Origin of the sequence: Plantactinospora sp. BB1 (assembly GCF_003030385.1) — a bacterium.
In the GTDB taxonomy this organism is placed as follows: Bacteria; Actinomycetota; Actinomycetes; order Mycobacteriales; family Micromonosporaceae; genus Plantactinospora.
In genome coordinates, this window is sequence record NZ_CP028159.1 from 2,818,159 (window position 1) to 2,839,550 (window position 21,392).

Here is a 21,392-nt window from a genome sequence, read left to right on the forward strand (position 1 = left end):
GGTCGTTCCATGATCCCTCCCGGGCCGCCGCCCGGGTGGTAACGGCCGCGTGTTCAGTTGTCGACGGCGAGCCACTGCCGGCCGCGCCGCCCCGGCAGGTAGCCGGCGTCGAGCCGCTTGGCCAGCACGCCGGCCAGCCCCTGCTCGCGGCTGGCGTCGAGGGCGTACCGGCCACCGCCGGGGAAGTACGGCGGCGTCTGCCAGTGCGGGCCGGCGAGAGCCAGGCCGTCGAGGAGTTCCCGGCGCTGGGCGTACGGCAGGTCGAGGCAGCTCGTCCCCTCCAGCCAGAGCAGATCGAAGATCAGGTACTGGCTGCCGTCCCGCCCCGGGCTGCGCTGGCCGCCCGGGCGGGGCGCCGCCCGGCGTACCCGGCCGGCCCGGTCGAAGTCGACCAGCTCGCCGTCGAGTACCGCCTCGGTGGGAGCCAGCCGCTCGGCCAGCTCCCGCAACTGCGGGTACGCCGAGCCGAGGTCGTCGTCGTCGGCGGAGCGGAGCCGGAGCCGGCCGCCGGAGACGTACCCGATGGCCCGCAGGCCGTCCCAGCGCATCTCGTAACCCCACTCCGCGTCGTCGGCGGGCAGCTTCGCCGCGGTCGCGGCGAGCATCGGGCGGACCCGGTCCGGCATCGACTGCCAGCCCGGCGGCGCCGGGTCGAGCCGGCGGACCATCCAGTCCCGCTCGCCGCGCCCGGTGCCGCCCCGGGCGCCGGCCCGGTCCGACCCGCCGCCCCGGGCCGCCCGGAACAGCACGTAGCGGCCGGAGACCCGCCCGCCGCGCAGCACCACCAGCACCTCGTCGTCGCGCCACTTCTCGCAGGTGTAGGCGCCCCGGTCGAAGACGGTCATCCGGCCGCCGCCGTACTCGCCGGCCGGGATCTCGCCGGAGAATTCGAGATACTCCAGCGGGTGGTCCTCGGTGTGCACCGCGAGGTGGCTGCGTCCGGGCTCGCGCGGCAGCCCGCGCGGCACCGCCCAGGAGGCGAGCACCCCGTCCCGCTCCAGCCGCAGGTCCCAGTGCAGCGCCCGGGCGTGGTGCTGCTGGATGACGAACCGGTTCCCGGCCCGCACGGCGGTCGGCTCCGCGTCCGGCTCCGGCTCCGGCACCGGTTCCGGGGTGCGCGCCCGGTCGCGCCTGCGCCGGTACTCGTCCAGCCGGTCACCCATGCCGGCCATTCTCCGCCGATCCGGCCCCGGACGCCCGGGATGCATGCCCAGGGCGTACCCGGGTAGAAAAACCACCATGACGTCTGCGATCGACCAGCCCACCGTCCTGTTGCCGAGCGAGGTCCGGATGCCGATGCTCGGCTTCGGCACCTGGCAGTTGCACGGTCGCCGCGCGTACGACGCCGTCCGGGAGGCGCTGGACGTCGGCTACCGGCACCTCGACACCGCCACCATGTACGGCAACGAGGACGAGGTGGGCCGGGCGATCCGGGACAGCGGAGTGCCCCGGGAGGACATCTTCGTCACCACCAAGCTTCCGCCGGAGCAGGCGGGGCGGGAGCGGGAGACCATCGCGGCCAGCCTCGCCGCCCTGGACACCGGGTACGTCGACCTCTGGCTGATCCACTGGCCGCCCTCGCAGGACCGGGCCAGCATCGCGAGCTGGCGGGAGCTGCTGGCGGTCCGGGACGAGGGACTGGTCCGTACGGTCGGGGTGAGCAACTACAGCACCGGCCAGCTCGACATGCTGATCGAGGCGACCGAGGAGGCTCCGGCGGTGAACCAGATCCGCTGGGGTCCGGCGCTGCACGACCCGCGCCGGCTCGACGAGCACCGGGAGCGGGGCGTGGTGCTGGAGGGGTACAGCCCGTTGAAGACGACCGACCTGGACGACCCCGTACTCGCAGAGATCGCCCGGTCGCACGGTGTCACCCCGGGGCAGGTGGTGCTGCGCTGGCACATCGACCACGGCGTGGTGGTGATCCCGAAGTCGGGTACGCCGGCCCGGATCCGGGAGAACTTCGACCTCTTCGGCTTCGCGCTGGACGAGAGCGAGCTGCGCCAGCTGGACGCGATGGGCCGCTGAGCCGTCGCGTCCGGCAGGCCGTCGCGTCCGGCAGACCGCTGAGCCGTCGCGTCCCGCCGAGGCGCTGGCCGTCGCGCCGTCGGGTCGCCGAGCGGCTACCCTGGCCGGCAACCGCCAGCCGGGGCACCGCGCGTACCGCGCCGTCCGGCCCACGGGGCCGTCGACCTGGCCGTGGCGGTGCGAGGGGAAGGTGCGCGGGATGTACGACCAACTGCTCGGCGGCGGCCTCGGTCACCCCGGGCCGGAGGAGAACGGGCCGGAGCCGGACTTCGTCACCTGGCTGCTCTATCTCGACCGGGCCGAGGACCCGAACTGGTTGGGATCGCTGGCCCGCTGGTGGCACGACGAGGTGTGCCGGTTGCTGTTGCCGTTCGTCCAGCCGGCCGGCGCCGCCGCGCCGGTCACCTCGCTGACCGCGTTCGAGCAGGACGCCACCGGGCGCGGGCGGCGGCGCCGGCCGGCGCGCTGGGTGGACGGGATCACCGCCGACTGCGCCCAGCTCTCGGCCCGGTGGTTCGACGTCGCGCCGACCGCGATCGCCTCCGAGCTGGACGTCTTCCTGGCCCGGTTCGCCGGCCGGCGGCACGTCCGGCTACAGATCTCGATCGGCTTCGAGGGGCGGTCCGGTGGACTGCCGCTGGTGCTGCCGGCCCTGGTCGAGCTGACCCGGCTGGTCGGCGACGCGACGGATCCGGCGTACGGCGAGATCGTGGTCAACGCCGGCCTGCTCTCCCCGGCGACGATGCTGGACGCGGCGCTCGGCCGCTCCGCGGAGTCCTCGGCCGAGCAGAGCCGTATCCACCTGCGCGGCTACGAGTGGGTGACGGTCTGCCCCCGGGAGTTGGTCGCCGAGCTGGGCGGGGCGGAACGGCTCGCCGCGACCGGCGCCTTCGCCGAGGTACGGCCGCTGCGGCACGGCGGCGCGCTGCTCCGGGCGACGGACGATCCGGCCGACTACCGCGCCGACCGGGTACGCGGGGTGTTCCGCGCCCTGGCACCGGTGTTGCCTCCGGGGCAGCCGGTGGCGCTGCCGACGGTGCCGCCGGCCGGCTCGGCGATGCTCTCGGCGGTGCCGGGGGTGCTGGCCGGCGACCCCGGCGGGCACGACCTGAGCCGGGTGGTCTTCGCCGACGCCCGCACGGTGCAGCGGCAGCTTCCCGGGCAACGCCTCGAACTCGGCCCGGGGCTCGCCGCCCGCTGAGCCGGTCGACCGGGCGCCGGACCGGACACTCCCGCCACCCCTGTTCGCGGGTGGCGGGAGCGCCGATCGGAGCTGTGCCGGCCCGGCCGGAGCCGGATGGGAGTGCGTCAGGGACGGGTCAGGCCCGGCTACACGGGGAGCCGTTCAGGCTGAACGAGGTCGGCGACGAGTACGTGCCGCTGTACGAGCCCTGGTAGCCGAAGGAGGCCGTGCCGCCCGGCGGGATGTTGCCGTTCCAACTGATGTTCCGGGCGGTCACCGCCGATCCGCTCTGCGTGACGGTGGCGTTCCAGGCGTTGCCGACCTGCTGCCCGGAGGGCAGGTTGTAGGTCAGCGACCAGTTGTTGATGGCGCTGGAGCCGGTGTTGGTGATGGTGACCGACGCGCTGTACCCGTTGTTCCAGGTGTTCGCCGTGTAGGCGACCCGGCAGGAGCTGCCGCCCGGCGGGTTGGTCGGCGGGTTGCTCGGCTGCCCGGTCGGCTGGCCGGTCGGCTGCGGGTTGCCACCGCCGTTCACCGACGCGGAGAACGAGTTCACCGCGAGGCCGGTGCCGCCGATCCACGGCTCGAAGCCGGCCTGGATGCTGGTCAGGTACCACGAGTTGGTGATGGCACCCCGGTTGCGGACGTCGTTGATGAAGTCCAGCACGCTGAAGTTCCAGCTGGTGATCGGGGACGGCGCGAGGTACGAGATGACGTTGTTGCCGCCGTTGTTGCCGCGCCACACGTCCCAGGTGCGCCCGCCGACGGTGGCGGTGCCGACCGAGGAACCGATCGGCTGGATCGAGCCCTGCCGGTTGAACCAGATCATGATCTCCATCTGGTTGACGCCGTCCCGCTTCGGGGTCGGGTCCAGCCAGATGTCGTACGAGGCGTTGTAGGTGGCGCCGCTGACGAAGTTGTAGTTGATGCTGCTGCTCGCGCTGCTGATCTGGCTCACCTGCATCGGCAGGTTGGTCCCGGGCGAGCAGTTGGTGTAGTGGCAGCCGAGGAAGACCGACGGGTACGACACCGGCGCGCCGCTGGTGCTGCCCTGGCCGTCCTGCCGGGTGATGGAGAACCCGGTGTCGGTGACGTTGATGCACTGCTGGGCGGTGGTGCCCCAGCGGTTGTTCTGGACCACGTACCTGCCCTGGATGGTGGTCGAGCCGTACTGCTCGCAGATCTGGACGTCGGCCTGTGCCGGGCCGGCGGCGCTGAGTACGGCGATGGCGGCGCTGGCCAGCAGGCCGGCGACGGCCGCGAAGACGGGGACGGAACGTCTCATGATGCTCCTTGGGGGTGGGGTGTCCGTGGAGTGGTGCGGTGCCGCGTGGTACCGGGCGTGCGGCAGGGTGGTGCGGGGGGAGCGCTCCCATGGCAGCTAGGGACACATTTACATGCTTGAAATCGGAAAGCAACCGGGGGAGCGTCGGCCGGGGTTGTTCATGCCGATGAGCCGGTTATGGCGGTTGCGTCGCCGGGCTGAACGGCGTACCGGGAAAGGTCAGGCGCCGGCCAGCAGGCTGCGGGCCGCCCGCACCTGTCGGACCGCGGCGTGCAGCGCGGCGACGATCCGTTCCTCGCTCTGCGCGTCCAGCCTGGTCGCCGGCACGGAGAGGCTGATCGCGTCCATGGCCGGGGAGTGCAGCGGCACCGCCATCGCGAAGCAGACGATGCCCTCGGTGTTCTCCTCGCGGTCCACCGCGTAGCCCCGGTCCCGCACCCTGGCCAGCTCCGCGTGCAGCAGCTCCGGGTCGGTGACGGTGTGCCGGGTCAGCGCCGGCAGCGGCCAGCTCAGCAGCCGGTCCACCGCCTCGTCGGTGCGCTGCGCGAGCAGCACCTTGCCGAGCGCGGTCGCGTGCGCCGGCAGGTGCCGGCCGATCGCGCTGTAGAGCCGCAGCCGGTGCACCGACTCGCGCTTGGCCAGGTAGACCACGTGCGGACCGTCCAGCCGGCCCAGGTGCACGGTCTCGCCGAACTGGCCGGCGAGGTCGTCGAGTACCCCGGCCAGCAGGCCGGTGGCGTCGTCCGCCTCCAGGTAGGCGGCACCGACCTGGAGGGCGCGTACGCCCAGCCCGAACCGGGTGCCGGTGGCGTCCGCCTCCACCCAGCCACGCTGGATCATCGTGCGCAGCAGGCCGTGCAGGCTGCTCTTGGGAATGCCCAGTGCCCGGGCCAGCTCGACCAGCGAGCGGCGCTGCGGCGCCTCGGCCAGCGCCTCCAGCACGTCGAGGGTGCGGCCGGCCGACTTCACCGGCTGGAACGCCTCGACCGCCGCCAGCCCGGCGCCGCTGGTCGTACCCGTCGTCATGGCGGCCACTCTAGCCGGCTTGACAGTGCCGGGGAGCACAGTAGGGTCGCATACGTGACCAGCGTTCAAGATGATGAACAGACTGCCGGTGTAACCGAAACGATCGCCGCGACCCGGATCCTGCCGGTCGTGGTCCTGGAGGACGCGGCCTCGGCGCCGGCGCTGGCCGCCGCGCTCACCGAGGGCGGCCTGCGGGCCATCGAGGTGACCTTCCGGACGGCGGCCGCGGCCGAGGCCATCCGGCTGATGGCGGAGCGACCCGACCTGCTGGTGGGTGCCGGCACCGTGCTCACGCCGGCCCAGGTCGACCAGGCCGCCGACGCGGGCGCCCGGTTCGTGGTCAGCCCCGGCTTCTCGCCGTCGGTGGTCCGGCACTGCCAGGAGCGTGGCCTGCCGGTCTTTCCCGGCGCCGCCACCGCCACCGAGATCCAGATGGCGCTGGACGCCGGCCTCGACACGGTCAAGTTCTTCCCGGCCGAGCAGCTCGGCGGGGTCGGCATGGTCAAGGCGCTGGCCGCCCCGTTCCGGTCGGTCCGGTTCGTCCCGACCGGCGGGGTCAACACCGGCAACCTCGCCGACTATCTCGCGCTGCCCGCCGTGCTCGCGGTCGGCGGCACCTGGATGGTCGCCCCCGCCCTGCTCGCCGAGGGTCGCTGGGACGAGGTCACCCGGCTGACCGCCGCCGCCGTCGCGGCCAGCCGCCCCGCCGGCTGACACCCCACTCCCGCACCCGTTCGACACCGCCGTTCCCGCGCCGCCCGGCCCGCCCGAAAGGTCCGCCCATGCTGACGCTCCGTCCCGCCGACGACTGCCGCTTCGACCTGGTCTCGCTCGGCGAGGTGATGCTCCGGCTCGACCCGGGTGAGGGCCGGGTACGCACCGCGCGGACGTTCCGGGCCTTCGAGGGCGGCGGCGAGTACAACGTGGCGCGTGGGCTGCGCCGCTGCTTCGGGCTGCGTACCGCCCTGGTCAGCGCGTTCGCCGACAACGAGGTGGGACGGCTGCTGGAGGACCTGATCCTCACCGGCGGGGTGGACACCTCGTTCGTCAAGTGGGTGCCCTACGACGGCATCGGCCGCAGCGTCCGCAACGGGCTCAACTTCACCGAGCGGGGCTTCGGGGTGCGCGGCGCCGTCGGCACCTCGGACCGGGGCCACACCGCGGCCAGCCAGCTCCGCCCGGACGACGTCGACTGGGACCACCTCTTCGGCACCCTCGGCGTGCGCTGGCTGCACACCGGAGGCATCTACGCGGCGCTCTCCGAGATCGCCCCGGAGACCATCGAGGCCGCGATGACCGCCGCCCGCCGCAACGGCACCTTGATCTCGTACGACCTGAACTACCGGCCCAGCCTCTGGAAGGCGGTCGGCGGCCAGGCCCGGGCGCAGGAGGTGAACCGGCGGCTCGCCCGGTACGTCGACGTGATGATCGGCAACGAGGAGGACTTCACCGCCTCGCTCGGCTTCGGGGTGCCCGACACCGACGAGTCCCTCACCGAGCTGGAGGTGGCGAACTTCCAGCGGATGATCGAGGCGGTCACCAAGGAGTACGACAACTTCCAGGTGGTGGCGACGACGCTGCGCACGGTACGCAGCGCGACCGTCAACGACTGGGGCGCGATCGCCTGGTCCGCCGGCAGCGGTTTCGTGCAGGCGACCCACCGGGCGAACCTGGAGATCCTCGACCGGGTCGGCGGCGGCGACAGTTTCGCCTCCGGGCTGATCTACCGGCTGCTGACCGGCGGCGACCTGGCCAGCGCGGTGGAGTACGGCGCGGCGCACGGCGCGCTGGCGATGACCACCCCCGGCGACACCTCGATGGCCAGCCTGAAGGAGGTCGAGGCGCTCGTCCGGGGGGCGGGTGCCCGGGTACAGCGGTGAGGCGGTGACCGCCCCGGAGGCCGGGGCGGCTGGCTCGGCCGGTGACCCGGCATCGTCCGACGGCGGGATCGCCTGGTCATCGGGTGGATGCCGCCGATCCTGCGGCCGATCCCGGTGACCCGGCCGTGACCTGGGGACATCCGATCGGATCTTCCGTTGGGGTGATAGCGCGGAGTAGTGTCTTGCCTTCAACGCGTGCCGATCCCTCCGGAGGCGTCACCAGATGGCCGCATCCCACCTGCGCGTTCTCGTCGTCGGCGCGGGGATCGCCGGCCTCGCGGTCGCGCGTACCCTCCGGCTCGCCGGATTCCGGCCGGAGGTGACCGAGCGGACGTCCGGGACGGGCGCCCCCGAGGTCGGTCTCTACCTGCCCGGCAACGCCGAACGGGCGCTGCGGGAGATGGGCCTGGACGATCCGGTGCGACCGCTCGGCCAGGTCATCCGCTGCCAGCGGTTCCTCGACGCCGACGGCCGGGAACTCTGCGAGGTCGACCTCGACAAACTCTGGTCGGGCGTGGGCGAGAGCCGGGCGCTGCCCGGGTCCGACCTGCACCGGGTACTGCTGAGCGGGGCCGGCGGCGAGGTGAGGTACGACACCGAGATCCAGGCCCTGGAGCTGCACCGGGAGGCCGTCACGGTCACCTTCGGCGACGGCAGCCGGGCGGAGTACGACCTGGTGGTCGGTGCCGACGGGCGGCGCTCGACGGTCCGCGCGCTGGCCGCGCTCGGCGGCCCGGCCCGTCCGACGGGGCATGTCGGCTATTCCGCCGTGGTCAGCGGCGGGCCGCCGTTGACCGAGTGGACCGGGCTGCTCGGCGAGCGGGCCGGATTCGTGGCCGTGCCGATGGGCGGCGGCCGGCTGCACTGCTACGCCGACGAGGTGGGCACCGCTCCGCCGGCCGATCCGCTGGCCCGGGTACGGGAACTCTTCGGCGGCTACGGCGGCCCGGTGCCGGCGATCCTGGAGGCGATGGACCAGGTGCGGGCGGCCCGGACCGACGAGGTGGAGTTGGGCGCGTGGTCCCGGGGCCGGGTGGTGCTGGTCGGTGACGCCGCACACGCCACCGCGCCGACGCTGGGCCAGGGCGCGGCGATGGCGTGCGAGGACGCGCTGGTGCTGGCCCGGTCGCTGCGCCGGTCGGCGAGCGTGCCCGAGGCGCTGTACGGCTACGAGAACCGGCGCCGCCCCCGGATCAAGTGGGTGCTGGACCGGACCCGCGACCGGGACCGGACCCGGAACGTACCCCCGCCGCTGCGCGACCCGCTGTTGCGGGTGCGGGGCAACCGGATCTTCCAGGAGCACTACCGGCTCCTCGTCGACCCCGCGTGACGGTCCCCCGACCCAGGGGTACGGAGGGTGGCGCAGCGACCGGCGACGAGCGGCCTGGTGGGACGGTGTCGGCGGGTCGGGGCGTACCCGAGGAGGGACCCGCCGCTGGCGGGGACTATTCTGCCTGCGAGGTACGGCTCGCAGATCAACAGCGCGTGCCGAGTGGGACTAACGAGAACCGGAGGCCACTCGTGACCACCGTCGCACCCAAGCCGATCGTGACCCGGCCGTGGCCGGTCCGCCAGCCGGTCAAGGGCTCGGCACTCACGCGGCTGCTGCGTACGACGGACGCGAAGCAGATCGGGATCATGTATATGGTCACCGCGTTCGCGTTCTTCATGATCGGTGGCCTGATGGCGCTGCTGATGCGCGCCGAGCTGGCCCGGCCGGGACTCCAGTTCCTGTCGCCGGAGCAGTACAACCAGCTCTTCACCATGCACGGCACGATCATGCTGCTCTTCTTCGCGACGCCGATCGTCTTCGCGTTCGCGAACTTCGTGGTGCCGATCCAGATCGGCGCGCCGGACGTGTCGTTCCCCCGACTGAACAGCTTCGCGTACTGGCTCTATCTCTTCGGCGGCACGCTGGCGATGGGTGGCTTCCTCACCCCCGGCGGCGCGGCCGACTTCGGCTGGTTCGCGTACACCCCGCTGAGCAACGTCGAGCACTCGCCCGGGGTCGGCGCGAACATGTGGATCATGGGTCTGGCCATCTCCGGCCTGGGCACGATCCTCGGTGGCGTCAACATGATCACCACGATCCTGACGCTGCGGGCGCCCGGCATGACGATGTTCCGGATGCCGATCTTCACCTGGAACATCCTGGTCACCAGCCTTCTGGTGATCATGGTCTTCCCGCTGCTCGCCGCGGCCCTCTTCGCACTCGCCGCGGACCGGATCATCGGCGCGCACGTCTTCGACGCCGCCACCGGCGGCCCGATGCTCTGGCAGCACCTCTTCTGGTTCTTCGGGCACCCCGAGGTCTACATCGTCGCGCTGCCGTTCTTCGGCATCGTCAGCGAGGTCATCCCGGTCTTCTCCCGCAAGCCGATCTTCGGCTACAAGGGCCTGGTCGGCGCCACCATCGCGATCGCCGCGCTCTCGATGAGCGTGTGGGCGCACCACATGTTCGCCACCGGCCAGGTGCTGCTGCCGTTCTTCTCGTTCCTGAGCTTCCTGATCGCGGTGCCGACCGGCATGAAGTTCTTCAACTGGATCGGCACGATGTGGCGGGGCCAGATCAGCTTCGAGACCCCGATGCTCTGGTCGATCGGCTTCATGGTCACCTTCCTCTTCGGTGGCCTCACCGGCGTACTGCTGGCCAGCCCGCCGCTCGACTTCCACGTCTCGGACTCCTACTTCGTGGTGGCGCACTTCCACTACGTGCTCTTCGGCACCATCGTCTTCGCCGTCTACGCCGGCATCTACTTCTGGTTCCCGAAGATGTTCGGCCGGATGCTGGACGAGCGCCTCGGCAAGGTGCACTTCTGGCTGACCTTCATCGGCTTCCACACCACGTTCCTGGTGCAGCACTGGCTCGGCAACGAGGGCATGCCCCGGCGGTACGCCGACTACCAGCCGCTGGACGGCTTCACCACGCTGAACATGGTCTCCACGATCGGGTCGTTCATCACCGGCATCTCGACGCTGCCGTTCCTCTACAACGTCTGGAAGTCGTACAAGGCCGGTCCGGTGGTGGAGGTCGACGACCCGTGGGGTCACGGCAACTCCCTGGAGTGGGCCACCAGCTCGCCGCCGCCGCTGCGCAACTTCGACCGGATGCCCCGGATCCGCTCCGAGCGGCCCGCCTTCGACGCGAAGTTCCCGGAACTGGCCGCCGGTGGGCAGTCGCTGGCCGGCCCACCCGAGGGTGGCGCCAAGCCGCTGACCAGCGAGTCCGACCACGGCGCCAGTTACACCGAGGACACCGCCAGCAACATCGACCAGAAGTAGTCCAGCCGGCTTTCGATCTCGCGGCCGGTACCCGGGGGAACTCCTCCGGGTACCGGCCGCGAACGTTTCCCCCGGTCGGAGAGGCCGGGCGCGCCGCTCGGGGCCGGGCCGCAGGCGCCGCAGCGCGGGCTGCGGCGCCTGCCTCAGGCTCTCCGGCTCACTTCACCACCGGCGTGCCGCGCAGGGCCACGCCGGCATCCCGGAGCATGGCCAGCGCCGCGTCGGTGGTCCCCGCGTCGACCCCGGCGGTCAGGTCGAGCAGTACGGTGGTGGCGAAGCCCTCCCGGGCGGCGTCCAGCGCGGTGGCCCGGACACAGTGGTCGGTGGCGATCCCGACCACCTCGACCCGGTCGACCGAGCGCTGCCGGAGCCAGTCGGCCAGCCCCTCGGACCCCTCGGTCGTCCCCTCGAAGCCGGAGTACGCCGCCGCGAACTCGCCCTTGTGGAACACCGCCTCGACCCGGTCGGTGGCCAGCTCCGGATGGAACCGGGCGCCTTCGGTGCCGACCACGCAGTGCCGGGGCCAGGAGTCGGCGTAGTCGGGGACGTCGGCGAAGTGCGCGCCCGGATCCACGTGGTAGTCCTTGGTCGCCACCACGTGCTCCCAGCGGTCCGGCTCGGCGGCGAGCAGCCGGGAGATCCCGGCCGCCACCGAGGCGCCGCCGGCCACCGCGAGGGACCCGCCCTCGCAGAAGTCGTTCTGCACGTCGACGATGATCAGTGCTCGGCTCATGGCTACCCTTCCGGCTGGTCGGCGGGGACGACGGTGACCGGGATGGTCGGGTCGCCCGCCGAGAGCTTGAGTCCCTCCCAGGGGATGGAGATCAGGCACTGCCGCAGGTGCTCCCGCGACTCGGTGAGACTCGGCAGCGGCTGCGGCTCGCCGCCGGTGACGTACCGCCGCTGCAACGCCCGGTCGCCGGGCCGCGGCTCGGGTACGCCCTGCGAGACGACGACCTCCTCGGTCGCCGTACCGCTGGGCTTGTGCCGCCGGACGGCCACCTTGCGCCCGCCGACGGTCGCCTTGTGCTCGGAGCGCTTCACCACCGAGCGGCCCTCCACCTCGACCAGCTTGTAGACCAGCCCGGCGGTGGGTGCGCCGGAGCCGGTCACCACGGCGGTGCCGGCGCCGTACATGTCGACCGGTTCGGCGGCGAGCGCGGCGATGGCGTACTCGTCGAGGTCACCGGAAACGATGATCTTCGTCTCGGTGGCGCCGAGCGAGTCGAGGAGTTCCCGCGAGTGCTGGGCCAGCACCGCGAGGTCGCCGGAGTCGATCCGTACCGCCCGCAGGTCGGGCCCGGCGACCGCGATCGCGTTCCGGATGCCCTGGGCGATGTCGTAGGTGTCGACCAGCAGCGTGGTGCTCTTGCCCTGCGCCGCGACCTGCGAGGCGAACGCGGTCGGCTCGTCGTCGTGCAGCAGCGTGAAGGCGTGCGCGGCGGTGCCGGCGGTCGGGATCCGGTAGCGCTGCCCGGCGGCCAGGTTGGAGGTGTAGCCGAACCCGGCCAGGTAGCTGGCCCGGGCCGCGGCCACCGCCGCCTCCTCGTTGGCCCGCCGGGCACCCATCTCGATCAGCGTACGGCCGCGCGCCGCGGTCACCATCCGGGCCGCCGCCGCCGCGATCGCCGAGTCGTGGTTGAGCACCGAGAGCGTCAGCGTCTCCAGCAGTACGCACTCGGCGAAGGTGCCGGAGACGGTCAGGATCGGCGAGCCGGGGAAATAGAGTTCGCCCTCGGCGTAGCCGTCGATGTCACCGCTGAACCGGTAACTCGACAGCCACCGCGCGGTCGGGTCGTCGACCACCCCGGTGTCCCGGAGGAAGGCGACGTCCGCCTCGTCGAACCGGAAGTCCGCCAGCAGGTCGACCAGCCGGGCGGTACCGGCGACCACCCCGTAGCGGCGGCCGGTAGGCAGCCGGCGGGTGAAGACCTCGAAGACGCAGTGCCGGTCGGCGGTGCCGTCCCGGAGGGCGGCGCTGACCATGGTCAGCTCGTAGTGGTCGGTGAGCAGCGCGGGGCGGGAACTGTGCACCACGTCAGCCTAAGCGTGTCGGGTCGCCGCCCGTCGCCGGTCAACGGTCCGGCTCGCCCTCCTGCTCCGGGATCGCCTTCAACGCGGGCCACAGCTCGCCCCGACCGGCCACGCCGAGCTTGTTGTAGACCCGCTGGAGATGGTTCTCCACGGTCCGGGTCGAGATGTAGAGCTGCTCGGCGATGTTCCGGCTGGCCAGGCCCCGGGCGGCCAGCCGGGCGATCTGTCGTTCCCGGTCGGTCAGCGCCGGCTGGCGCACCGACAGCGCGGGGGTGCGGAGCACGTCGCAGCGGCGGAGCAGCCCGGCGAGCCGCAGGTTCGCCTCGTGCGACCGGTTCGACCGGGCCGCCCGCAGTCGGGTCACCGCCCGGCTGGTCGCCTCGGCGGCGAAGACGTTGAGGTCGAGTTCGGCGAAGCCCTCCGCGACGGCGAGCAGCTGGTCGCCGGAGTGGCCGTACTCGGCCCGGGCGTGTCGGGCCATCAGCGCCGGCAGCGGGCCGTCCACCGCCTCGCTCAGCTCGGTCAGCCGCTGGGCCACCGTACGCCGCCGGCCGGTGACGGTCGGCTCGCCGACCTCGATGTCGGCCCGGCCGAACCGGACCAGATCGTGCAGGGCCAGCACCTCGTGCCCGGCGAAACCGTCCGCCTGGAGCCGGTTGACCAGCTCGCGGAGCGTGCCGACCGCGCTGGCGAGGTCGCCGGTGGCGGCCTGCACGGTGGCCCGGGCCTGTTCGAGCCAGGGGTAGAGCACGGCCATCCCGGACGTCTGCGACCGGTCGGACTCGGCCATCGCCTCGACCGCCGAGTCGACGTCGCCGCGCATCGCCGCCGCCTGGGCCCGTTCCGCGTGCGCCAGCCCGGCGAAGACCCGGCTGGTGGCGAGGACGGCACAGGCGCCGAGGCTGGTCCGCAGCGCCTCGCCGGTCTGGCCGCGCAGCCGGGCCGCCTGGGCGCGCAGGATGGAGAGGTAGCCGGAGCCGAGCCGGAAGTCGCCCGCGTCGGCCAGGTCGGCGAACTCGGCGGCGACGATCGCGTCGATCCCGGCCAGGTCACCGGCGAGCGCCAGCCGGGTACCCCGGGCCAGCTCCAGCGCGAGTTGCAGGTAGGGCATCTCGGTGCGCCACTGCGCCGCCTCGGCGGCCACCCCGTCGACGGCCCGGCCGCTGAGCGTCAACTCGCCCCGGGCGGCCTGTAGGTGCGCGATCGTGCACCGGGCCAGGCCCCGGGCGGCCACCGAGGCGGCCGGGCGGTCCAGTACGGAGCGGCTCAGCCGCAGCGCCTCGGCACACTCCAGCCGGTGCAGCCGCATGATCGCCTCGAAGGCCACCACCCGGGCCCGGTCGGCCGGGTCGGTCAGCCGCTGGGCGTCAGCCGCGATCTCGGCCACGGTGGACTCCCGGTTGAGCCCCCAGTACGAGACCATCCCGCGTACGGTCAGCCACCGGCTGCGCCGCTCGTCGGAGGAGATCTGGTCGGCGACCGAGTCGAGTACCCGGATCGCCTCCTCCGCCTGGTCGCCGAACATCAGGATCGTGGCCAGCAGTTCGGCGGCCTGGTAGCCACCGCCGGCCTCCAACGCGGCCCGGGCCAGCCTGGCGGCGAGCGGTACGTCGAACTGGCTGAACGCCTGCCCACCGGCCCGCAGCAGCAGGGCCGGATCCTGCGCGGTGCCGGAGTCGAGCCGCCAGACCGCCACCCGGAGCAGGTCGTCGCGGCGCCGGTTGCCGGCCCGCTCGACCAGCTCGGCGAGGTGGGCGTTGAGCCGGCGGGCCCGGGTGACCGGGCAGCGTCGCCGGACCACCTCGCCGTAGAGCGGATGGGCCAGCCGGACGTTCGAGCGGCGGTCGTGCACGTCGACCCGGATCAGGCCGCGCTCCTCGGCGGTCTCCACGCTGGAGCTGTCGGTCGCCCGGTGCAGCAGGGCCAGCCCGATCGGCTCGCCCATCGCGACCAGTTCGACCACCGCGCGTACGCCCGGGTCGAGCTGGCCGATCCGGGCGTCGATCAGCTCGTCGAGGCTGGGCGAGAGCTGGCTGCGGCCGGTCCACTGCCAGACGCCGTAGGTCCGGGTCAGTTCGTCGCTGGCGTGCGCCGCGATGATCAGCTCCCGGAGCATCAGGGCGTTGCCGGCGGAGAGCCGGTAGAGCCGGTCCGCCGACGGCCCGTCCACCGGATCGCCGAGCATCGCGGTGAGCAGCTCCTTGCTGTCGCCCGGGTCCAGCGGCGCCAGCTCGGCGTGGTCGACCAGGTCGTCGGTCCAGAGTGCGCGGATCGGCAGCGGCACCGGCTCGCCGCTGCGCAGCGTGCCGAGCACCGTCGCGTTGTCGGAGCGGGCGATCAGATAGACCAGGGCGGCCGAGGAGGGGTCGAGCAGGTGCGCGTCGTCGATGCCGATCACGATCCGCCGCCCCGCCGCCTGCTGGTGCAGCGCGTCGACGGCCCAGCGCATGATGCCGGCCGGGGAGAGGCCGGCGGGCTGGTCGGCCGGGAGCACCTGGGCGAGCCCGCCGAACGGGATCCCGGCGGTGGCGATGTTGGCGGAGGCGGACCAGACGGCGCAGCCGTGTCCGGGCAGTTCGGCCAGACCTTCGCTGAGCAGGCGGCTCTTGCCGACCCCGGCGATGCCGCTGAAGAAGATGCCTCGGCTGCCCGGGCTGGTGGCGGCGCTCACCAACCGGTTGAGTTCATCCGTACGACCAACGAAGCTCCACCGCCCCATCGGGGCAGCATATAGACCGGGTGCCATCCGCGCGCGCCTGGTGACTGAATGAATTTGAGTAGCCGACCGGGCATCCATGAGTATCGTTGGTGCTCGTAGCGTACGGGCATCGACACGTAGCGTTCCGATATTCGGCGGACCTCGGCCGGTACCACCGGTCCGGGCAGGCCGACGGCAGCGGTGCCCGGCCGGAACGTTCCGGCCGGCTGGGAGGTGCAGACGGCGATGGAGTTCCGGTCGCTCCCCGTCTCCGGACCGCCGGGCCCGCCCGGCGCCCGGCCACCCCGCCGAGGCGCGGGCGACGAACCGGCGCTGGTCGAGGCCCCGCCCGACGAACCGCTCGCGGTGATCACGATCGGGCCGTCCGCCGAGGACCGCCGGGCCGTCCTCGCCGGACTGCTCGGCGCCGCCGCGCCGCCGCTGCGGGTGCCGGCGGGCAGCTTCCTGGTGGTCGACCACGGGCCGTCCGTCGGCGGCGCCGCCTACGTGCCCGGGCTGCGCTCCTCCCGGGAGTACCGGCCGGCGCCGGTCGGCGCGGGTCCGGCCCTGGCCCGCCCGCCGCGCCGGGTCGAGCTGACCGTGCCCGACCCACTGCTGCGGCACTTCACCCTGGTCGACGCGCCGGACACCGGCACGCTCGGTGTGGCCGGCGTCCGGGTGGTCCGCGACGCCGTGCGCCGGGGCGGCGCGCTGCTCTACGTACTCCCGGACGACCGCCCGGTCGCCGCCGCCGAACTGGACCTGCTCGCCGAGGTGGCGGAGGAGGCCGCCGTCTTCCTGGTCGGCACCCCGGGCGCCGACCCCGGCTGGCCCGCCGGCCCGGAAACCTCCACCGCTGTCCCGCCGGAAGTCGCCACCGCTCCGGTGGACGGCGCGGAGCCGCCGGCCGAGGACGACGAGTCGGCGGAGAGCTGGCTCACCGCCCGCCGGGCCACGCTGGTCGCGGCGGTGCCCGCGCTCGCCGGAGTCGACTGGATCGACCTCGACCCGGTCGCCGCCGACACCGCCTACCTGCGCCGGGCCCTGGTCGACTGGGCCAGCAGCGAGGGGCTGCGCCGGGCCAGCCTCAGCCCGCCGGTCGTGCCCGGGGCCACCCGGACGGTCCCGGTCGCGCCGACCGCCCGGACCTCGGACTGGGCCGACCGGTTGGAGCGGCGCTCCCGGGAACTCGCGTACCAGCTCCGCCGGGACATCGCGCTGGAGATCGCCGCCATCCACCTGCGCTGCGTGCGCGAGGTGGTCGGCGGTACCGGCGTGCCGGGGCTGCCCGCCCTGCTCGACCGGGAGGTCGAGGCGCTGTCCCTGGAGGTGGTGGCGGCCTGCGACGCGGGCGTCGACAAGATGCTCGACGAGTCGCTCGCCCGGGTCTTCGGCGAGGTGCCGGACGAGGGCGTACGGCTGCGCGCCGCCGCCGCGGTCGGCTGGGGGCTCGCCGCCGAGCGGGCCGCCCGGGACTTCGACCGGGTACTCCTGATCCGGGAGAGCGGCGAGGTCGAGACGGTGTACGGGCTGGGCGCGGTCAACGCGCTCGCCGGCTATCCCGGCGGTACGGCCGGAGCCATCCTGCCGCCGCTCGGCGTCGGCCTCTCCGGCGGCTGCTACCAGTACTGGCGCAACCCCTGCCGGGCGGATCCGATCCACGCCCGGTCCTGGCTCGGGCGGGCGCTGCGGGAGACCGAGGTGGAGCTGTGCCGCGAGGTGTCCCGGCGGTTCGAGGCGGTCGCCGACTCGCTCACCGAGGTGCTGACCGAGGCGGTCCGGCACGGTCGTCTGCTCGCCTGAACCGAGCCGGTTCGCGGCCGGCGGCGTTCCGGTTCCTCGGTTCGCCGCCGACGGTGGCACGATGGGGGGCATGGCGGCTCCACAGGTTGCACCGGTCCACGCGCCGGACACCGAAGAGGTGCCGGTCGCCGACGGGGCATGGGTGACGATCGTCTGGGACGACCCGGTCAACCTGATGTCATACGTGACCTGGGTGTTCCAGAAACTCTTCGGCTACAGCCACGAGAAGGCCGAGAAGCTGATGCTCGACGTGCACAACAAGGGCAAGGCGGTGGTGTCCAGCGGCGCCCGCGAGCGGATGGAGCACGACGCGTCCCAGCTGCACGCGTACGGGCTGTGGGCGACGGTGGACCGGGCGTGAGTACGTTTCGCCGCCAGGGCGAGCACTGCGTCGCCACGTTCGCCGCCGACGAGGTCCGGGTGCTCCGCAAGGTCGCCTCCGAGGTGGTCGGCCTGCTCACCGACGGATTCGACCACTCCGACCCGGTTGTCGGGCGGCTGTTCCCCGACACCTATCCGGAGAACCCGGGCGACTCGGCCGAGTTCCGGCAGTACACCGAGGGCGATCTGAAGACCGGCAAGATCGACCAGGCGGGTGCGGTACTCGCGGCGCTCCCCCCGCCCAGCGGCGGCGAGGTACGCCTCGACGCGGAGGCGGCCGAGGCGTGGCTGCGGGCCCTCAACGACGCCCGGCTGGCGATGGGGGTACGCCTGGGCATCTCCGCCGACACCGACCTCGGCGACGAGCTGGACGACGCGGTGCTGCACGACCCGACCTCGACCCGGGTCTTCCAGCTCTCCATCTACGCCTACCTGGGTTATCTCCAGGAGTCGCTGCTCACGGCGCTCGTCGACGGCAGGCTCGCCGACTGACCGCCCGACCGGGTGTGGGGCCCCGCCCGACGGCGGGACCCCGCGTCGACCGCGGACCGGCCCGCTGCGGTCCGGGCCGCCCGGTGCGCCGGACGGCCCGGCCTGGGCGGTCAGGCCCGGTCGAGAACCGCCAGCTCGTCCTCGTCGAGCTGGAGTTCGGTGGCGGCCACCGAGTCCCGGATCGTCTCCGGCCGGCTCGATCCGGGGATCGGGATCACCCGCGGCGACCTGGCCAGCAGCCAGGCCAGGCAGACCTGCTGCGGGCTGACGCCCCGGGCGGCGGCGACCTCGGCGAACGGCGCGAACCGGCTGCCCAGCTCGCCGGCCCGGGAGATCCCGCCCAGCGGGGACCAGGGCAGGAAGGCCAGTCCCAGCTCGTCGCAGAGCGCCAACTCCGGCTCCGAGCTGCGGAACGCCGGGGAGTACTGGTTCTGCACCGACACCAGCCGGTCGCCGAGGATCTCCCGGGCCTGCCGGATCTGCTCGGGGTTGGCGTTGGAGATGCCGGCCATCCGTACCTTGCCGGCGTCGACCAGGTCCCGGATCGCGCCGATCGAGTCGGCGTACGGCACCCGGGGGTCGGGGCGGTGGTGCTGGTAGAGCCCGATCGCCTCCACCCCGAGCCGCTTGCACGACGCCTCGCAGGCGCTCCGGAGGTATTCCGGCGAGCTGTTCCGGGTCCAGCTGCCGTCGCCTGGTCGCAGGTGGCCGCCCTTGGTGGCGACCAGTACCCCGGAGGTGTCCCCGCCGTAGCTGGCCAGCGCCCGGGCGATCAGCGACTCGTTGTGCCCCACCTCGTCGGCGTGCAGGTGGTAGGCGTCGGCGGTGTCGATCAGGGTCACGCCGGCGTCCAGCGCGGCGTGGATGGTCCGGATCGAGCGCTCCTCGTCCGGCCGTCCCTCGATCGACATCGGCATGCCGCCCAGACCGATGGCGCTCACCTCGGTGTTGCCGATACGTCGTGAGTTCATCGCACTGTCTCCTCCACTCGGGCACCCGGCCGGCGGCCCGGCGCCGGGACGTTTCCCACCGCCGGGTGTCCGTGCCGCCCGGCGCCCGGATCTCCGATCCACTCTTTCTGTCACAGGCTGGCACCGCCCGCCCGGCGGGGTCACGTGAGGTCGGCCACTCCCGCCGGCCGAGATCGACCGCTCCCGGCCGGCCCGACAGGCGGTAGGCTGGGCCTGTGCTGAGCATCGACCGGTCGATAGTCGAGGCGATCGTCGCGCACGCCCGCCGGGACCACCCCGACGAGGCGTGCGGCGTGGTCGCCGGCCCGGCCGGCGCCGACACCCCGATCCGGCACATCCCGATGGTGAACGCCGCGCGGTCCATGACGTTCTACGAGTTCGACTCGATGGAGCAGTTGCGGGTCTGGCGGGAGATGGACGATCGCGACGAGGAGCCGGTGGTGATCTACCACTCGCACACCGCGACCGAGGCCTATCCGTCCCGCACCGACATCTCCTTCGCCGGAGAGCCGGGGGCGCACTATCTGCTGGTCTCCACCCGTGACCCGGAGGCCGAGGAGATCCGTTCGTTCCGGATCGTGGACGGGGTGGTGACCGAGGAGCCGATCCGGGTCGTCGACGCCACGGTGGACCCGAACGCCGTGCAGTCGTACATGTTCGGGCAGAGCCCGGCGACGGTCGACTACGAGTGTTCCGGCCGCTGACTTCCGCAGCTCAGCAGCCGTTTCGTAGTCCGTTCCCCAACTCCGTCGTTTCAAGGAGCACATCAGTCATGGCCATCGAGGTTCGCATTCCCACCATCCTGCGCAGCTACACCGGCGGCGCCAAGGTCGTCGAGGGGTCCGGCGACTCGCTCAACGACCTCCTGTCCGACCTGGACGGCAAGTACTCCGGCCTGCGCGGCCGGCTGGTCACCGAGCAGGGCGCCCTGCACCGCTTCGTCAACGTCTACGTCAACGACGAGGACGTCCGGTTCCTCGGCGCGCTGGACGCCAAGCTCTCCGACGGGGACACCGTCACCATCCTGCCGGCCGTGGCCGGCGGCGCGTTCGGCTTCGCGGCGGCAGCCGCGATCATCGGGCACGGCACGTCGGTGCCGGCCGCGTCCGCCGCGCGCTGAGGCGGCCGCCATGACGCGGTACGAGAGCCTGCTCGACGCGTGCGGCGGTACTCCGCTGGTGGGGCTGCCCCGCCTGTCGCCGACGGTGCCCGACGGGGCACCGCCGGTGCGGCTCTGGGCGAAGCTGGAGGACCGGAACCCGACCGGCAGCGTCAAGGACCGGCCGGCGATGTTCATGGTCCGCGAGGCCGAGCGGGCCGGGCGGCTCCGGCCCGGTGACACCATCCTCGAACCGACCAGTGGGAACACCGGCATCTCGCTGGCGATGGTGGCGAAGCTGCGCGGTTACCGGCTGGTCTGCGTGATGCCGGAGAACGTCTCGGCGGAGCGGATCCAACTGCTCCGGATGTACGGTGCCGAGATCATCTTCTCGCCGGCCGCCGGCGGCTCCAACCAGGCGGTGGCGACCGCCAAGCAGATCGCCGCCGAGCACCCGGACTGGGTGATGCTCTACCAGTACGGCAACGCCGGCAACGCGCAGGCGCACTACGAGACCACCGGTCCGGAGCTGCTGCACGACCTGCCCACCATCACGCACTTCGTGGCCGGGCTCGGCACCACCGGCACCCTGATGGGGACCGGGCGCTACCTGCGGGAGAAGGTCGACGAGATCGAGATCGTCGCCGCCGAGCCTCGGTACGGCGAACTGGTCTACGGGCTGCGCAACATCGACGAGGGCTACGTCCCGGAGCTCTACGACCCCAGCGTGCTGACCCGGCGCTTCTCGGTCGGTACCCGGGACGCGGTGCTGCGTACCCGGCAGCTCGTGGAGGTGGAGGGGATCTTCGCCGGCTTCTCCACCGGAGCGATCCTGCACGCCGCGCTCGCCGTGGCGCACGAGGCGGTCAAGGCCGGCCGCCGCGCCGACGTCGCGTTCGTGGTCGCCGACGGCGGCTGGAAATACCTGTCGACCGGTGCCTACGGCGGCACTCTGGCCGACGCCGAGGAAGCCCTGGACGGCCAGCTCTGGGCCTGACCGGCAGTCCCGTCCGGCCGGGCGCGGGCACCGACCCGACCCGGCCGGCGGGATCCCGGCCCGCTGGCGTACCCCGATGGTCGGCGCGGGCTGCCGGCGACCGTCTCCACCGCTGGTGCTCCGGCTGATCGGCGGTCACCGAGGGTGGTTCCGGGCCGGCGGGAACGGGATACCGACATGCCCACCTAAGGTGACGGAACGTAACGGTCGGGCCGTTTGCGGCGTCTAACCCG

The 21,392-nt window shown here is 73.0% G+C and carries 19 protein-coding genes; 12 read left to right on the forward strand and 7 right to left on the reverse strand.

Annotated elements, in window-relative coordinates; all coding sequences use genetic code 11:
- Positions 1 to 53 precede the first annotated feature (53 nt).
- Positions 54 to 1,163 (reverse strand): DNA polymerase ligase N-terminal domain-containing protein, encoded by a 1,110-nt coding sequence (locus tag C6W10_RS12240; protein ID WP_107263888.1) that lies wholly within the window; start codon positions 1,161 to 1,163, stop codon positions 54 to 56.
- Positions 1,164 to 1,239: 76 nt separating this feature from the next.
- Between C6W10_RS12240 and C6W10_RS12245 the strand changes: the two genes are divergently transcribed.
- Both C6W10_RS12245 and C6W10_RS12250 read left to right on the forward strand, forming a co-directional pair.
- A complete protein-coding gene (locus C6W10_RS12245; RefSeq protein WP_107258169.1) occupies positions 1,240 to 2,028 on the forward strand; it encodes an aldo/keto reductase in 789 nt (262 codons plus the stop codon).
- Between the two features lie 199 nt (positions 2,029 to 2,227).
- Positions 2,228 to 3,229: a hypothetical protein gene (locus tag C6W10_RS12250; protein ID WP_107258170.1), complete on the forward strand. Its 1,002-nt coding sequence runs from the start codon at positions 2,228 to 2,230 to the stop codon at positions 3,227 to 3,229.
- Between the two features lie 118 nt (positions 3,230 to 3,347).
- On the opposite strand, the gene C6W10_RS12255 is transcribed toward C6W10_RS12250, so the two are convergent.
- Both C6W10_RS12255 and C6W10_RS12260 read right to left on the reverse strand, forming a co-directional pair.
- Positions 3,348 to 4,496: a cellulose binding domain-containing protein gene (locus tag C6W10_RS12255; RefSeq protein ID WP_107258171.1), complete on the reverse strand. Its 1,149-nt coding sequence runs from the start codon at positions 4,494 to 4,496 to the stop codon at positions 3,348 to 3,350.
- Positions 4,497 to 4,715: 219 nt separating this feature from the next.
- Positions 4,716 to 5,522, reverse strand: a complete 807-nt coding sequence (locus C6W10_RS12260; RefSeq protein WP_107258172.1) for an IclR family transcriptional regulator — start codon at positions 5,520 to 5,522, stop codon at positions 4,716 to 4,718.
- 54 nt (positions 5,523 to 5,576) lie between these two features.
- On the opposite strand from C6W10_RS12260, the gene eda reads away from it, so the two are divergent.
- The 4 genes from eda (at position 5,577) to ctaD (ending at position 10,684) form a co-directional block, all read left to right on the forward strand.
- Complete coding sequence (gene eda / locus C6W10_RS12265; protein WP_107258173.1) at positions 5,577 to 6,236, forward strand: bifunctional 4-hydroxy-2-oxoglutarate aldolase/2-dehydro-3-deoxy-phosphogluconate aldolase; 660 nt, start codon at positions 5,577 to 5,579, stop codon at positions 6,234 to 6,236.
- 68 nt (positions 6,237 to 6,304) lie between these two features.
- Positions 6,305 to 7,402 carry a sugar kinase gene (locus C6W10_RS12270; protein ID WP_107258174.1) on the forward strand — a complete coding sequence of 366 codons (1,098 nt, stop codon included), beginning with the start codon at positions 6,305 to 6,307 and terminating at the stop codon, positions 7,400 to 7,402.
- Positions 7,403 to 7,625: 223 nt separating this feature from the next.
- Entirely contained in the window at positions 7,626 to 8,732 is a 1,107-nt protein-coding gene (locus C6W10_RS12275) for an FAD-dependent monooxygenase (RefSeq protein ID WP_107258175.1), read from the forward strand.
- A 191-nt stretch (positions 8,733 to 8,923) separates the two neighbouring features.
- Complete coding sequence (gene ctaD / locus C6W10_RS12280) at positions 8,924 to 10,684, forward strand: cytochrome c oxidase subunit I (protein WP_107258176.1); 1,761 nt, start codon at positions 8,924 to 8,926, stop codon at positions 10,682 to 10,684.
- Positions 10,685 to 10,841: 157 nt separating this feature from the next.
- Here the strand turns inward: ctaD and C6W10_RS12285 are convergent, their stop codons facing one another.
- Genes C6W10_RS12285 through C6W10_RS12295 form a run of 3 tightly spaced genes read right to left on the reverse strand, consistent with a single transcriptional unit; the run spans position 10,842 to position 15,437 of the window.
- Positions 10,842 to 11,417: an isochorismatase family protein gene (locus tag C6W10_RS12285; protein WP_107258177.1), complete on the reverse strand. Its 576-nt coding sequence runs from the start codon at positions 11,415 to 11,417 to the stop codon at positions 10,842 to 10,844.
- 2 nt (positions 11,418 to 11,419) lie between these two features.
- A complete protein-coding gene (locus tag C6W10_RS12290; protein WP_107263889.1) occupies positions 11,420 to 12,718 on the reverse strand; it encodes a nicotinate phosphoribosyltransferase in 1,299 nt (432 codons plus the stop codon).
- Positions 12,719 to 12,758: 40 nt separating this feature from the next.
- Positions 12,759 to 15,437, reverse strand: coding sequence for a LuxR C-terminal-related transcriptional regulator (locus C6W10_RS12295; protein ID WP_107258178.1), 2,679 nt, complete (start codon positions 15,435 to 15,437; stop codon positions 12,759 to 12,761).
- Between the two features lie 225 nt (positions 15,438 to 15,662).
- Here C6W10_RS12295 and C6W10_RS12300 point away from each other — a divergent pair, with 225 nt between their 5' ends.
- The 3 genes from C6W10_RS12300 to C6W10_RS12310 all read left to right on the forward strand — a co-directional run bounded on the left by C6W10_RS12300 (position 15,663) and on the right by C6W10_RS12310 (position 18,092).
- Positions 15,663 to 17,219, forward strand: a complete 1,557-nt coding sequence (locus C6W10_RS12300; RefSeq protein ID WP_159104560.1) for a hypothetical protein — start codon at positions 15,663 to 15,665, stop codon at positions 17,217 to 17,219.
- 70 nt (positions 17,220 to 17,289) lie between these two features.
- The gene (gene clpS / locus C6W10_RS12305) at positions 17,290 to 17,580 is read left to right on the forward strand and encodes an ATP-dependent Clp protease adapter ClpS (RefSeq protein ID WP_107258180.1); all 291 of its coding nucleotides are present in this window, start codon (positions 17,290 to 17,292) and stop codon (positions 17,578 to 17,580) included.
- Positions 17,556 to 18,092, forward strand: coding sequence for a DUF2017 domain-containing protein (locus tag C6W10_RS12310; RefSeq protein ID WP_199853341.1), 537 nt, complete (start codon positions 17,556 to 17,558; stop codon positions 18,090 to 18,092). Before clpS ends, C6W10_RS12310 begins: the two co-directional genes overlap by 25 nt.
- 110 nt (positions 18,093 to 18,202) lie before the next feature.
- On the opposite strand, the gene C6W10_RS12315 is transcribed toward C6W10_RS12310, so the two are convergent.
- On the reverse strand, positions 18,203 to 19,063 hold the full coding sequence (locus C6W10_RS12315; RefSeq protein WP_107258181.1) for an aldo/keto reductase: 861 nt from the start codon (positions 19,061 to 19,063) through the stop codon (positions 18,203 to 18,205).
- Between the two features lie 215 nt (positions 19,064 to 19,278).
- Here C6W10_RS12315 and C6W10_RS12320 point away from each other — a divergent pair, with 215 nt between their 5' ends.
- The 3 genes from C6W10_RS12320 (at position 19,279) to C6W10_RS12330 (ending at position 21,159) form a co-directional block, all read left to right on the forward strand.
- A complete protein-coding gene (locus C6W10_RS12320) occupies positions 19,279 to 19,767 on the forward strand; it encodes a Mov34/MPN/PAD-1 family protein (RefSeq protein ID WP_107258182.1) in 489 nt (162 codons plus the stop codon).
- A 68-nt stretch (positions 19,768 to 19,835) separates the two neighbouring features.
- Positions 19,836 to 20,183, forward strand: coding sequence for a MoaD/ThiS family protein (locus tag C6W10_RS12325; protein WP_107258183.1), 348 nt, complete (start codon positions 19,836 to 19,838; stop codon positions 20,181 to 20,183).
- A 10-nt stretch (positions 20,184 to 20,193) separates the two neighbouring features.
- Positions 20,194 to 21,159 carry a PLP-dependent cysteine synthase family protein gene (locus C6W10_RS12330; RefSeq protein ID WP_107258184.1) on the forward strand — a complete coding sequence of 322 codons (966 nt, stop codon included), beginning with the start codon at positions 20,194 to 20,196 and terminating at the stop codon, positions 21,157 to 21,159.
- Positions 21,160 to 21,392 lie beyond the last annotated feature (233 nt).

Excerpts from the sequence above, each read along its gene's own strand:
- C6W10_RS12250 (WP_107258170.1), top strand. The coding sequence starts at position 2,228 with ATGTACGACCAACTGCTCGGCGGCGGCCTCGGTCACCCCGGGCCGGAG.
- C6W10_RS12240 (WP_107263888.1), bottom strand. The coding sequence starts at position 1,163 with ATGGGTGACCGGCTGGACGAGTACCGGCGCAGGCGCGACCGGGCGCGC.
- C6W10_RS12275 (WP_107258175.1), top strand. The coding sequence starts at position 7,626 with ATGGCCGCATCCCACCTGCGCGTTCTCGTCGTCGGCGCGGGGATCGCC.
- C6W10_RS12260 (WP_107258172.1), bottom strand. The coding sequence starts at position 5,522 with ATGACGACGGGTACGACCAGCGGCGCCGGGCTGGCGGCGGTCGAGGCG.
- C6W10_RS12270 (WP_107258174.1), top strand. The coding sequence starts at position 6,305 with ATGCTGACGCTCCGTCCCGCCGACGACTGCCGCTTCGACCTGGTCTCG.
- C6W10_RS12295 (WP_107258178.1), bottom strand. The coding sequence starts at position 15,437 with ATGGGGCGGTGGAGCTTCGTTGGTCGTACGGATGAACTCAACCGGTTG.
- C6W10_RS12255 (WP_107258171.1), bottom strand. The coding sequence starts at position 4,496 with ATGAGACGTTCCGTCCCCGTCTTCGCGGCCGTCGCCGGCCTGCTGGCC.
- C6W10_RS12315 (WP_107258181.1), bottom strand. The coding sequence starts at position 19,063 with ATGAACTCACGACGTATCGGCAACACCGAGGTGAGCGCCATCGGTCTG.
- C6W10_RS12325 (WP_107258183.1), top strand. The coding sequence starts at position 19,836 with ATGGCCATCGAGGTTCGCATTCCCACCATCCTGCGCAGCTACACCGGC.
- C6W10_RS12245 (WP_107258169.1), top strand. The coding sequence starts at position 1,240 with ATGACGTCTGCGATCGACCAGCCCACCGTCCTGTTGCCGAGCGAGGTC.
- C6W10_RS12330 (WP_107258184.1), top strand. The coding sequence starts at position 20,194 with ATGACGCGGTACGAGAGCCTGCTCGACGCGTGCGGCGGTACTCCGCTG.
- C6W10_RS12300 (WP_159104560.1), top strand. The coding sequence starts at position 15,663 with ATGGAGTTCCGGTCGCTCCCCGTCTCCGGACCGCCGGGCCCGCCCGGC.
- C6W10_RS12285 (WP_107258177.1), bottom strand. The coding sequence starts at position 11,417 with ATGAGCCGAGCACTGATCATCGTCGACGTGCAGAACGACTTCTGCGAG.
- clpS (WP_107258180.1), top strand. The coding sequence starts at position 17,290 with ATGGCGGCTCCACAGGTTGCACCGGTCCACGCGCCGGACACCGAAGAG.